The 12,933-nt window shown below is 43.5% G+C and carries 12 protein-coding genes and 1 pseudogene; 10 read left to right on the top strand and 3 right to left on the bottom strand.

The features are described 5' to 3' along the window. Positions 1-72: 72 nt before the first annotated feature. Positions 73-1,367, bottom strand: a pseudogene (locus tag IGK14_RS14985) (ISL3-like element ISEfa11 family transposase). Positions 1,368-1,562: 195 nt separating this feature from the next. Continuing rightward, positions 1,563-3,113 (bottom strand): IS1182 family transposase, encoded by a 1,551-nt coding sequence (locus tag IGK14_RS14980; protein WP_430599240.1) that lies wholly within the window; start codon positions 3,111-3,113, stop codon positions 1,563-1,565. A gap of 210 nt (positions 3,114-3,323) precedes the next feature. Here IGK14_RS14980 and comGA point away from each other — a divergent pair, with 210 nt between their 5' ends. The 10 genes from comGA (at position 3,324) to IGK14_RS14930 (ending at position 11,252) form a co-directional block, all read left to right on the top strand. Further along, positions 3,324-4,286 (top strand): competence type IV pilus ATPase ComGA, encoded by a 963-nt coding sequence (comGA, locus tag IGK14_RS14975; RefSeq protein ID WP_010749022.1) that lies wholly within the window; start codon positions 3,324-3,326, stop codon positions 4,284-4,286. Further along, positions 4,240-5,268, top strand: coding sequence for a competence type IV pilus assembly protein ComGB (comGB, locus tag IGK14_RS14970; RefSeq protein WP_010749023.1), 1,029 nt, complete (start codon positions 4,240-4,242; stop codon positions 5,266-5,268). Before comGA ends, comGB begins: the two co-directional genes overlap by 47 nt. Next, positions 5,265-5,570, top strand: a complete 306-nt coding sequence (gene comGC / locus IGK14_RS14965) for a competence type IV pilus major pilin ComGC (protein WP_010749024.1) — start codon at positions 5,265-5,267, stop codon at positions 5,568-5,570. The genes comGB and comGC overlap by 4 nt, the downstream gene beginning before the upstream one ends. Further along, positions 5,545-6,018 (top strand): competence type IV pilus minor pilin ComGD, encoded by a 474-nt coding sequence (gene comGD / locus IGK14_RS14960; protein ID WP_010749025.1) that lies wholly within the window; start codon positions 5,545-5,547, stop codon positions 6,016-6,018. The genes comGC and comGD overlap by 26 nt, the downstream gene beginning before the upstream one ends. Then, entirely contained in the window at positions 5,999-6,313 is a 315-nt protein-coding gene (locus tag IGK14_RS14955) for a hypothetical protein (RefSeq protein ID WP_010749026.1), read from the top strand. Before comGD ends, IGK14_RS14955 begins: the two co-directional genes overlap by 20 nt. Next, on the top strand, positions 6,303-6,728 hold the full coding sequence (gene comGF / locus IGK14_RS14950; RefSeq protein WP_010749027.1) for a competence type IV pilus minor pilin ComGF: 426 nt from the start codon (positions 6,303-6,305) through the stop codon (positions 6,726-6,728). The genes IGK14_RS14955 and comGF overlap by 11 nt, the downstream gene beginning before the upstream one ends. Next, on the top strand, positions 6,691-7,062 hold the full coding sequence (gene comGG, locus IGK14_RS14945; protein WP_010749028.1) for a competence type IV pilus minor pilin ComGG: 372 nt from the start codon (positions 6,691-6,693) through the stop codon (positions 7,060-7,062). The genes comGF and comGG overlap by 38 nt, the downstream gene beginning before the upstream one ends. A gap of 167 nt (positions 7,063-7,229) precedes the next feature. Then, the gene (locus IGK14_RS14940) at positions 7,230-8,234 is read left to right on the top strand and encodes a class I SAM-dependent methyltransferase (RefSeq protein ID WP_008382040.1); all 1,005 of its coding nucleotides are present in this window, start codon (positions 7,230-7,232) and stop codon (positions 8,232-8,234) included. A 24-nt stretch (positions 8,235-8,258) separates the two neighbouring features. Continuing rightward, the gene (locus IGK14_RS14935; protein ID WP_005233419.1) at positions 8,259-9,443 is read left to right on the top strand and encodes an acetate/propionate family kinase; all 1,185 of its coding nucleotides are present in this window, start codon (positions 8,259-8,261) and stop codon (positions 9,441-9,443) included. A gap of 348 nt (positions 9,444-9,791) precedes the next feature. Next, a complete protein-coding gene (locus IGK14_RS14930) occupies positions 9,792-11,252 on the top strand; it encodes a peptide MFS transporter (RefSeq protein ID WP_010749029.1) in 1,461 nt (486 codons plus the stop codon). 95 nt (positions 11,253-11,347) lie between these two features. Here IGK14_RS14930 and abc-f read toward each other — a convergent pair whose 3' ends face one another. Further along, the gene (abc-f, locus tag IGK14_RS14925) at positions 11,348-12,931 is read right to left on the bottom strand and encodes a ribosomal protection-like ABC-F family protein (RefSeq protein ID WP_010749030.1); all 1,584 of its coding nucleotides are present in this window, start codon (positions 12,929-12,931) and stop codon (positions 11,348-11,350) included. Positions 12,932-12,933 lie beyond the last annotated feature (2 nt).

The following is a 12,933-nucleotide window of genomic DNA, read 5'->3' as shown; positions in this document are numbered from 1 at the left end:
CAATAAGGACTGATGAGTTGTGCAAAATCAAATCTGGGTCAGAATGAACCACATTCTGGCTCAGATTTTTTGTTATCTTACTTTGATTAATTGATTGATCAAAAAGATTCTAATTCTCATGTTCTCGAATGATTTAAATCCGTAGGATACTCGTTTCATTGTCTTTATGTGGTATTCTTCGCTTCTATTTTTCCATTGGAATAAGGTTAGATCATTGCGTTGGTGATGCCTTCTTCATAGGTCAGAAGGTTTTGAAGCTTCTCCCGAAAGCTGTCATCTAACGTTTCGGGAAGTTCTGTCAATAAGGAGAAAAACAAGTCAGGGTCTTTGTCTCGAAAGGCTTCAACTAATTCATGAAAAAAGGGATACGCCTCCTTCAGGGGCGTAGAAAACTCAAGCAATCGATCAATCATCATTGCTTCAGTAAGAAATGGGTATTTTGGTGCTCGGAAACTTTTCCATGTTTTGTATTCATAATGGTTGATGTTTGCACGATTTTTTAGCAAAAAGCGCCAGTTCTTTTTCAGTTTTTCTGCCTGGCTTTTCTGTCCGGCTTTACGAAGTTCATTCATTTCACGGATACGCAACTCATTGAACGCTTGATTCATGTGTTTGACAATATGAAACCGATCAATCACTACTTTCGCATTTGGCAGAACACGTTTGGTGAGCTGGAAGTAGGCGGCGTTCATGTCTGTCACCAAGAATTCTACTTCTTCTGGATTGGTACAACCTAAGAAATAGCTTGTTAATCGAGGTAATTTACGCGTAGGCAAAACATCTATTAATTTTCCTGTTTCGCCATCTGCGCAAATAAAGCTCATTTTATCTTCTATGGAAGCGTGCGAACGAAATTCATCAACCATCAATACTCTGGGGAGAATCTTCTTAGATTGCTTTGGTAAATAGCTTTTAAACTCTTTCAATGTACGAATAACGGTGGTCAAAGATACCTGACAGCTTTTCGCAATAAAAGATAAAGATACTTTTTCAGTCAGTAAAGAAGCAATTTTATATCTAACATGATTTGCGATTGAATGTCTGGGTTGGACAAAATAACTTTGAGTAGTCCAATGGGTTCGGCAGTTTTTACAGGTATAGCGCTGTTTTTTTAGGCGCATAACCAAAGGCATATGATTGTATTGTTCAAAACGGACAATCGTTTCCTTCTTCCCATTTTTCACTATAATTGCTTTCCCGTTTCCATCTACCACAGTAGAACCACAACTTCTACAAGCACGAGGAGTAGGCGAGAGAACAGCATCGACGACCAACGTCTTTTTCTTCTGAAGGGTCTCGTAAGAGACCTCTGTAATCATCAAATCTTTCTCTATTATTCTCAGCATTTTTTTGATAGAATCATTCATATAGCATATCGTCCTCTCAGTTGTTTATTTTGTGGTGATTTAATCATACTAGAGAACGATATGTTTTTTAATACCTAAAATGAAAATGGGGGCGTGACATAAGTTAACTAGTTACGCTCTCCAAAATATAAGGAGCACTCGAAAATCATGTGATTTTTCGAGTGCTCCTTGTTTTTTTTATTCATTTTGGGTAGTTCAAGTACCTATTTTTGTCAGTTTCATCATATTGATTGCCGTAATGAGTAAACCCGTCTGTTTTCTGACTTTTTCTAAGTCCCGAACCGTGTATCGAGTGAAACCCAAACAAGCCTTCATAAATCCGAAGACTGTTTCCACGTCGATCTTTCTCCGACCATATATTTTTTGAATTTCAGGCGTTGATAAGCGCTCTTTTTGTTTTTCTTTATGGTATTCCCAAGACGGATTTACAGTGATCTTTCTGCGATTCCCCTTTGGGGTTAAGGCTTCAGGAATGAGCGCTTGGTTCGCATCCGTTTTTTCTGCTTGGTATTCTTTAAAATCTCGGACAAATCCATCCGCATCTGTTCGTTGACGGTAAGCATGAAAATTGAATCGTACCCCTTTGGGGTCGATGTAAAAGTCCTCCTTAGGCTCATAATCCCAATTCATTACTTTCCGATCATCTGTCTGCCATTTCTTGCTTTGTTCTTTAAACATCGTTCCATAAGGAATCAGTGCAGTATGCTGGGGAAGTTCATCTTCTATATAGCGGTAATTGCTTTCTGAACCATAGCCTGCATCGGCGACCAAATAATGAGGGGACTTTTGTGCAATCTTCATCTTTTCCAGTAATGGCTTCAGTGTCTTAGTGTCTGTTGGGTTTTGAAAGACATCGTAGCCGAGTACAAATTGATTACAAGTAGCGATTTGCAGGTTATACGCAGGCTTAAGTTGGCCATTTTTCATAGGGTCTTCTTTTAGGCGCATGAATGTCGCATCATGATCAGTTTTTGAATAACTGTTTCTTGTCCCATAAGTAGAAAACTGCGTTTGATGTTCCAGAACTTTTTCTCGTTTTGTATTTAATTTGCGTACTTGGCTTTTCAACGTTCGCCGTTGTTGTTTCGCTGGATTTGGCGAAAGACGTTTCGTTGCCTCAACTTCTTTTTCTAGTTCTTCCAGACGTAGTTCCATCCGTGTTAACAGTTCATCTATCATGTCTACTGTCAAGGTCGTCCCTTCGGGAATCTGTTTCAGGGCATACGCTTCTCTTAGTTCCGTCATCATAGTAAGCAGTTTTTCGCGATTCATTTGATCGAATCGGATCGTGTTTTTCTTCCAGACAAAGCTGTACTTATTCGCATCTGCCAAGATTTTTGTACCGTCAATAAACAACGCATCATCAATCAGATTCCGTGCACGCAGATACTCTGTCAACTGATCTAAGCCTTTATTGGTCAACTCCTGCACATCGTTAGATACACAAAAACGGGCGATCGTTCGATAAGTCGGAACCCGTTCTTGCGTCAACCAGCGAGCATATAGGTTTTCTTCAGCTAAGCGTTCAATCTTGCGACTTGTAAAGGTTTCTCGCGTATACGCAAAAAGAACCAACTTCATCATGGCACCTAAATCATATTCTCTTGGTCGACCAAAAAGATAGGGGTCATTAATCTGAAGCGCTTCGACCAGTTCATGGATAAAAACGGCGACATGATTTTCTTTTGGAGAAAATGAAGTAGATAGATCCAAAGTGAGTTGATTCATGTTATAATTAGTATACATTTTGTTTAGTCCTTTCAGGATTAAATGATGGGGCATTGGCGGCAACCGGTGCTCCTTTTTATTTTACCCAAAAAACCGCAAGAAATGAACGATTTCTCGTCATTTCTTGCGGTTTTCTTCTATGGACTTATGTCACAGCCCCATAAATTATAGAGCCCTTTTTTTCTATTCTCAAAGCGTTTGCGTATTTCTTTTTAGGAGGGATAAGTCGTGGATATTCAAGCATTCTCAGATGAGTTGATTCATTATGGCAGACAAGAACGCATGCAGGATCTGGCCATTTTGCCGAGCGGTACACAGATGGAGGTGATTTTCAGTAAAAGCTATCTCAGAAAGACCTATCAAGTACTGACCAACGAAGAAGCCCAGCAGCTGATCACTCGCTTCAAATTTTTAGGAGGAATGGAGGTGGGAGAACGACGCAAAGCTCAGTTAGGAGCAGTCAGTTATCCGTTAGGCGATCAGCTGCAGCGGCTGCGCATCTCCACAGTCGGTGATTACCAAGGGCGTGAAAGTCTCGTGATGCGGTTTCTTTATCCTTTGACTCAGGAGCACCTGCGCTATTTTTTTGCAGAAGACGTCCAGCAGATCCAACAGGCAACCAAACAAAGAGGGCTGTATTTGTTTTCTGGCCCCACTGGCTCAGGGAAATCGACCCTCATGTATCAATTAGCTCGGGCAACCAAGTGGCAAATCATTACCATCGAAGATCCTGTGGAGATCGAGGAGCCGCGCTTTTTACAGCTGCAAACCAATTTGAAGATCGAACAAGACTATGATGAATTGATTCGCTTGTCCTTGCGGCATCGTCCAGACCTGCTTTTGATCGGCGAGATTCGTAACAAAGAAACGGCGCAAGCCGCTGTACGAGCCGCTCTGACAGGTCACCGAGTATTTGCCACGATCCATGCCCGAGGTGTAGCAGAAACCAAGACGCGGCTGCTGGAATTGCTCGGGACAGACGATCGTCTGGCACATGCGCTGCAAGGGATCATTTATCAGCGATTGTTGCCAAATGAAGCGAATGAACCTCATGGATTGCTGGCATATCACTTTTATGAGGGGCAAGTGGAAAAACAGTGGCAGCAGGTATTAAAACAAGTGAAAGAAAGTGGGTGGATCAGCGATGAAGTTTATGAAAAAGAAGCCCCAGCTACCACGCCGTGCAACTGAAGCCCTCTTAGTCACCTTCACGGTGTTATTGGAGAGTGGCTTTTCCCTACAAGAAAGCCTCCAAGTGCTGCTGCGCAGCCGCCAGTTTTCTGAACCTGTGATCGAACAGCTAATTGTCCATCTCGCCCAAGGGCAAAGCTTTGCAGCAGCGGTAGCGCCGTTGTCGTTATCGGCTACTGAAAAAAGTCAGCTTCATTTAGCAGAAAATCATGGGGATCTCACGGCGACCTTGCGGCGGATGGTCGACTACCATAAATTGGTCAACAAGCAAAAACAGCTGCTGTACAAAGTAGCTGCCTATCCGCTTTTGTTACTGGTCTTTTTAATAGCTGCGCTTTTTGGGATGCACCGCTTTTTATTGCCCCAATTGCTAGCCTCTGGCATGATCGACGAAGGTCATTGGGGCATTCGCGCCATCACTTGGGCACCAGCAGTACTTATCCTCTTCTTGTTGTTAAGTGTGCTGCTTTTTGTGATCAGCCGCTGGATGTTTGCCCGCCGCACTGCCTTGCAAAAAGCTGTGTTTTTCAGCCACCTGCCATTGTTCGGAGCATTGTACACGAGTTATCACACGAGTTTTTTCGCATTGGAATGGGGCAAGTTGTTTCAGCAAGGGTTAGATATTCAACAGATCATTGAGTGTATGGAGCACACCAATAAAGCTACCTTGATCCAAGAATTAGCACGAGAACTGCGAGTGACCTTGACACTTGGGGGCGAACTCCCAGAAAAACTTCGTCATTTCTCGTTTCTCACACCCGAATTTTCTTTGATCGTCTTTCAAGGAGAAGTACGAGGAAAGTTAGGAGAAGAGCTTTTTTTATACAGTCAATTATTGATGGAACGCTTGTTTCAACGAATCGAAAAAGCCATTCACTGGGTTCAGCCTCTGATTTTTTTGTTGGTTGCTTTAATGATCGTTGGGATCTATGCCGCTATGTTTTTACCAATCTATGGAAATATCCAAGGAGTGATCGAATGATAGAAAAGAAAGTAGCATCTCCTCGCAAGCAGGGGATTTGGCGTGTCAAAAAAGGCTTTACATTGGTTGAAATGCTAGTCGTTTTATTAGTGATCAGTATTTTGGTTTTGTTGTTTGTCCCAAATCTTGCCAATCAAAGAGGAATCATTGATGAGAAAGGAAATGCGGCGATCGTGAAAGTAGTGGAAACCCAGATCGAACTCTTTCGTCTAAATGAAGATCGGGTGCCTTCGAAAGAAGAATTGATTGCAGAAGGGTATGTATCTGAGGAACAATATGCGATTTATGAGCAGGGAAAGTGAGAACAATGGCACTAGGGGATTTTCTGGGTTTACCTTGATGGAAAGTCTCTTGGTACTCTTGGTCAGTAGTCTCTTTCTCTTTTTCCCCGTCGTGGCTATCGAGTACTATCAACGATCGGCGGAAGTTTTCGGCTTTTGTGCTCGCTTAGAAAAAGGACTCTATACCTTGCAGCAATCGGCCATCATCGATAACACACAAACCCGAGCAATCTATCAAGCAGAGCCAACACCAACTGTTTCATTTTACGGCGCTGCAACTGAGCCAGTCACCAAGATCGACGTTCCTCCTCAACTAGCGATGCAGGCGTTTCCCGATATTCTTTTTAGTAGTCAATCCGGCAATAACAGCAGTCTGCGAAGGATCATTTTCTATTGGCATGAGAAAAAGCAAACCATCAGCTATAAGTTTTTATTTGGGAGTGGCCGTTATGAAAAAATCGTTGAATAGTGGGTTCATCTTAGCAGAAAACCTGATTGGCTTTGGGGTCTTGGCAACTTGTGTGTTACTGTTTTTAGCAATGCAGACCGCTTCACTGACGCAAAGTGCGGCATTGCAAGAAAAAGCCCAAATGCTGCGGGTGCTGTATGAAGAAGTCCAGAACCACTCCTTTGATGCGTCAACCATTACCTACACGACGCAGCGTCAGGCAGTCTATCAAGTTCACTTTTGGCAAGCAGCGCAGCATCAACAAGCACGCATCCAAAGCTGCGAGCAGCTCTGGGAGATCGTGTATGAAGAGTAAAGGCTTTACTTTGTTGGAGTGTCTGTTGTCTTTATGGGTATTGGCGATCTGCTTATTGCTGATCAGCGGGATCGTCAAGCACCTCGCACCCGTCAATCAGCAGATCATGGCTCGCAAAGATCAAGAATGGCATGTGTTTTTGTTTCAGCTGGAACGGGAATTAAGTACCTGTACCTATCTATCGGTCAGTGAGACCACACTGTATTTGCGAAGCAGTCAAAACAATTCGGTCACCATCGATCGCATCAATCGCGTGCTGCGAAAGCGGGACAACAATGGGTATCAACCACTATTGACAGAAGTAACGGATGTGTCTTTTGAGAAAATTGGCGCAGCGATCCGCTTTACCGTTTCCTTTGAGAATGGAGAGCAGAAAATTGGACAATGGAAAATTCATACACAAGAGGTGGCATAAAGGCGGTATTTTACTCACAGCATTGTTGTTTGTGCAGCTGTTGAGCTTGATGTTATTGCTAGTGTTAGAAAACAGCCGCACAACAGCCCTTTTTTATACAAAAACCATTGAAACCTATGAAGCCCGCATCATGAGCGAACTGTTTCATGCGGAATTCTTGCAAAACGAATTGGCAGATCAAGGGTCACGACTTTATAATGTAGGAAAGTTGACCTATGAACGGCAAGGACAACTCTTACAGATCGAGTGCCACGTCAAAAGCCGCCGCTTTACATTTACCTTTTTGTTACCCGAAGAAGAGCCTGAAATAGACACAGATGACCAAGAAGAATAGTACAGGAAAAGGATGGTTGTTTCGACCATCCTTTTTCATACAGAAATAGAAAAAGAATGTTTACAGCTTCACAAATTATTCTAAACGAAAGCGATTGATTATTTTGGATGAATCGGCTAAAATTAAACAGGTATATATGTTGTTATAGTTTTGAAAAGAGGTGCAAGATGTCCGCAGAAAAAATGGAAACGTCTTTTCATTTGACCGTTGAAGCGATCCAACTGCTTCAAAACGCATTGGAAACGTCTTTTTTTGATGCTTACGTAGAGACGATTGAAAATTTTGTTGATCAATACCAAGTTCGCGTGATCGATGGGGTACCAGATGAAGCAACTGCTGCTCGTTTAGAAACCATCTATCAAGAAATTCGAGCAATGGAACTATCGGCAGAAGAAAAACGCAAGCTTGCGCAGTTGGTTTTGTTGAAAGGCAGCCAAACGGAGCGCCTGCAGGCCAATCACCAACTGACACCAGATAGTCTTGGGTTTTTATTCGTCTATTTGATCGAGCAGTTGAGTAGTGCCGACCAACCAGTGAAACTTCTTGATTTATCGGTAGGCATGGGGAATCTCTTATTGACAGTCTTGCTGAATCTGCAATTAGCGAAGCGTCCAGTAGAAGGAACCGGTGTGGATATTGACGAAACCTTGTTGGCGATCGCAGCTGCGACTGGCGAATGGACCAAAGCGCCCTTGCATTTGTTCCATCAAGATGGCTTGCAAGAGCTTTTGATCGAACCGATGGATCTGGCGATCAGCGATCTACCGGTGGGCTATTACCCACAAGATGACAAAGCCCGCAGCTTCATTACGGCGGCTCCAGAAGGGCACAGTTACGCCCATCATTTGTTGATGGAACAAGCGATGAACTATGTCAAAGCTGGCGGTTACGGTTTGTTCTTAGTACCAAGCAACTTCTTGGAAACGGAACAGAGTGAATTTTTGAAAAAATGGCTGAAAGAAAAGGTTTATTTGCAAGGAATGATTCAGCTTCCTGAAGAACTCTTTAAAAATGAACATTCACGTAAAAGTATTTTGCTTTTACAAAACCATGGAGGGACAAGCAAACAAGCAGACGAAGTCTTGCTGGTCAAGCTCGCCTCACTGAAAGAACCAAAGAACATCACAAAACTTTTTGAACAATTTGCGGCTTGGAAAGCAGCAAATCTGTAATATAATTCGGATAAGGAGATCATCATGTCAAAAACAATCGCAATCAATGCTGGAAGTTCAAGTTTAAAATGGCAATTATATCAAATGCCAGAGGAAACAGTTGTCGCTAAAGGAATCGTTGAACGAATCGGTTTGAAAGATTCTATCTTTACCATCAAATATGGGGAAGATCAAAAATTCGAACAAATCATCGACATCAACGATCACGAAGTAGCTGTAAAAATGTTATTGGATCAACTGATCGAATTAAACATTTTAGGTGCCTATGATGAAATCACTGGCGTCGGTCACCGCGTCGTTCACGGCGGAGAAGATTTCCCTGATTCAGTTGTGATCACAGACGAAGTGATGGAACGCATCCAAGCATTGGCTGAATTTGCGCCATTACACAACCCAGCAAACTTGATGGGGATCACTGCTTTCAAAAAAATCTTGCCAGAAATCATCAGTGTCGCTGTTTTTGATACTTCTTTCCATGCAACGATGCCAAAACACAATTACCTATACAGCTTGCCATTAGAGTACTATAACGAGTTTAAAGTACGTAAATATGGCTTCCACGGTACAAGCCACCGTTATGTTTCTGAGCGTGCGGCAGAAATGTTAGGCAAACCAATCGAAGAACTAAAAATCATCACTTGCCATCTAGGAAACGGTGCGTCGATCACGGCGGTTGACGGCGGAAAATCAGTAGATACATCAATGGGCTTCACGCCATTAGCTGGTGTAACGATGGGCACACGTTCAGGTGACATCGATCCTGCTGTTTTGCCTTACTTAATGGAAAAATTAGATTTGAACATCGATGAAATGGTGGATGTTTTAAACAAAAAATCTGGTTTATTAGGCTTAACTGGTATTTCCAGCGACATGCGCGATCTAGAAGCAAACTACGACAAAGAAGAAGTCAAAGTTGCTTATGACGTCTTTACTGACCGCATCCGTAAATACATCGGTGGCTATGTCACAACCATGAACGGTGTCGATGCAATCGTCTTTACTGCTGGTATCGGTGAAAATGATGCCCACGTCCGCAGCGAAGTTATCAAAGGCATGACTTGGTTTGGTTGCGAATTAGATGCCGATCAAAATGCAAAACGCGGCGAAGAATTAGTGATCTCAACTGAAGAGTCAAAAGTCAAAGTACTTTTGATCCCAACAGATGAAGAATTAATGATCGCTCGTGATGTGGAACGTTTACGCGGCTAATTCTTAGAATAGAAGAGGAAGCACATGCAAGAGAAATGCTTGCATGTGCTTTTTTTGTAGGAAAGTCCGCAAAATGGGGTTAGAGAGAAAAATTGGTGAAGACCATTTTCTAATTTTTTAAACAGAAAATTTAATAATTATACATATGAAAATTGGCTCATACTGCACCTAGGTGGAGGGCTTCTCATTTTGCTTTCATTTGAATTTAAATTTCCCTCCTTTTTTACAAGATGTTCTCAGGGAAATACCCTTGTAAAAGTTGCCAAATGGGAATAAACTGGCATTTGTGAATTTTCAGAAAAATTCCGCTATTTTATTTTCATTAATTTTTATAAGGGGCCATTACATATGGAAAAAGAAAAAACATTCTTAGGTCAGCCGCGAGGGCTGTCGACTTTATTCTTCACGGAAATGTGGGAACGATTCAGTTATTATGGTATGCGGGCGATTTTGGTGTACTTCATGTACGATGCAGTTGCCAACGGCGGCTTAGGGTTGCCAAAAGGAACGGCTGTAGCGATCATGTCGATTTACGGTTCCTTAGTGTATATGTCAAGTATTGTTGGCGGCTGGATCTCGGACCGTCTTTTAGGATCAAATAAATCCGTCTTTTATGGTGGGATCTTGATCATGTTAGGACACATCGTCTTGGCAACACCTTTAGGGATTCCAGCGTTGTTTGTGTCCATGATGCTGATCGTCATTGGAACCGGACTCTTGAAATCCAACGTGTCGGGTATGGTGGGGCATTTATACAGCAAAGACGATATCCGTCGGGATGCTGGTTTCTCGATTTTCTATATGGGGATCAATATCGGCGGCTTGTTAGCACCGATCATCGTCGGTATCTTAGGCCAAGAGGTCAACTACCACTTAGGTTTTTCGATTGCTGCCATCGGGATGTTCATCGGTTTGGTGCAGTACTATGTGCAAGGAAAAACAACGTTGAAAAGTGTAGCGATCGCGCCAACGAATCCCTTATCGGCAGCCGAAAAGAAAACCTTCTTCCGAGCAGTCGTTCTAGTTCTTCTCGCATTGGCAGTGTTGTTTGGCGCAGCAGCTGCAACTGGCCATCTGACGGTTGATTTCTTCATCAACTTTATCAGTGTTCTAGGTATTTTCTTACCGATCTACTACTTTACCAAAATGCTGCGTTCGAAAGATGTCACGCCAGATGAAAAGAAAAAAGTGTTGGCCTACATTCCGCTGTTTTTGTCAGCGATCGTCTTTTGGTCATTAGAAGAACAAGGCTCATCGATCTTGGCATTGTTTGCCGCTGACCGTACGCAATCGACGTTATTCGGCATCAATATTCCAGCAAGTTTGTATCAAACCTTAAATCCACTTTTTGTCGTCTTACTGACACCTGTTTTTGTCTGGTTGTGGACCAAACTAGGCTCTCGTCAGCCACGGACAGAAGTGAAGTTTGCCATCGGTTTAGTCTTAGCCGGTATGTCCTTTCTATTGCTAATGCTGCCAAGCCTTTTGTTTGGAGTAGAAGAACGGGTCAGCCCATTATGGTTGGTATTGAGCTTCTTCATTATGATTGCAGGGGAAATGTGTCTTTCACCAGTGGGCTTATCGGTGACGACTAAACTAGCGCCGAAAGCCTTCGAAGCACAAACTTTGGCGATTTGGTTGTTAGCAGACGCTTCTTCACAAGCCATCAATGCGCAAATCGCTCGGTTCTACACACCGCAAACAGAAGGGATGTACTATGGCATCGTCGGCGGAGTAGCCGTTGTTGTCGGCATCATCTTGTATTTAGCTAGAAAACCGATCCGCAACTTGATCGGCAACATTCATTGATCAAAAAATAAAAACTTGATTTTCCGCCTACACATGGATTGAACAACCCATGCATACGATAGGAAAATCAAGTTTTTTTGTTGCGAATCAATGTCTTAGTCAATCAAGGGGCTCAGGGACTGGCGCGTGATTTGCTGCTGTGCAATGACCAGGGCCTCTTGGAAGTGCTGCTGTAAAAAGTAGCGGTCATGGCTGACTGCCAGCAGGGTCCCTTGATAATCTTGCAGCATTTCTTCAATTTCTTCTCGGGCATAGCTGTCGAGGTGATTGGTTGGTTCATCCAAAATCAGGACGTTGATTTTTTCTAAAAAGAGTTTCAGTAACGCCAAACGGATTTTTTCACCACCAGATAAATCTTTGATTCGTTTGGCCACATCACTTTGATAAAACCCGCTTTTGGCCAATTGCCGACGAGCAGCCTCTTCGTTTCCTGTCAACGTCTGTACGTAGGCCAACAAGCGGCTCTCAGGATCGGCAAACTGCAGCTGTTGGGGCAAATAGCCGATTTGTAAGCTGCTGCCGCGCTTGATGGTGCCGCCGCTAGGAAGCTCCTCACCGAGAAGTAATTTGAGTAAGGTTGATTTTCCTGTACCATTGTCGCCGATGATGGCTAGATGCTCCCCACGGTAGATTGCAAAAGTGCTGTCTTTGAATAGGAGCTGATCGGCGTATTGCTGGTGCAAATCGTGAACCATGAACACCTCTTTGCCTGATTTTCCGCCATTTGCCAAGCCATGCAGCCGATTTTTCGGGGGCGCTGGCGGTTTGACCAGCGTTAGTTTCGCTAGGCGGCGTTCCAATTCTTTGGCTTTTTTGAAGAAGGATTCATTGTCTCCTTCATGGGCCCACTGACGAAACCGACGAATCATGACTTTCAGCCGCTGGACTTCTTTTTGCTGCAGTTCGTAATTTTTGGTCAGCTCCGCCAAGCGAGCTTCTTTCAAGACACGAAATCGGCTGTAATTTCCAGGATACTCAACCAAGGCGCCTTCTTCCAGTTCCCAGGTCTTGGTGGTGACTTGATCGAGAAAGTGCCGATCGTGAGAAACGACTAGAACCGCTTTTTTCGTATTCTGTAAATAATTTTCCAACCAGCGGATACTGGAAAGATCCAAGTGATTGGTTGGTTCATCCAGTAACAGCAAGTCAGCATCGGCAACTAGCACTTTGGCTAAAGCGACTTTGACCCGTTCACCGCCGCTAAGCTCTGTTAAGCGTGCGTCCTGCCGATGGGGAATTCCTAAGCCTTGTAAGATCGCGGAAATACGGTCTTCCAATCCATAGCCGCCCAGCTCTTCAAAGCGCTGCTGCAGTTCGCCATAACGGATCAGACACTTCTCTAAATCAGTATCGGGTTCTGCCATCAAGGCTTCGTAATGGCTCATTTGCTGCTTGAGTTCTTGAATGGTAGCAGCAGAATGGAGCAGGTAGTGGGTAACGGTTGCTTCAGAAACTGTCAGCTCTTGCTCGACCGTCCCGATCCTCAAGCCTTTTTGGCGGCTGATAACGCCGCTATCGACGCCTTCACTGCCAGTCAAGATTTGTAAAAAGGTTGATTTGCCCGTTCCGTTGATGCCGACTAGGGCAATTTTTTCCCCAGCTTCGATTTGGCAGGCTAACTCCTCAAATAACGGATTCCCGCCGATGGTTTTTTTAATAGCAATTGCTTGTATAATCATGA

The organism is Enterococcus sp. DIV0970a, from assembly GCF_051711265.1.
Taxonomy (GTDB): Bacteria; Bacillota; Bacilli; order Lactobacillales; family Enterococcaceae; genus Enterococcus_D; species Enterococcus_D casseliflavus.
This window is presented reverse-complemented; position numbering and strand designations above follow the sequence as displayed.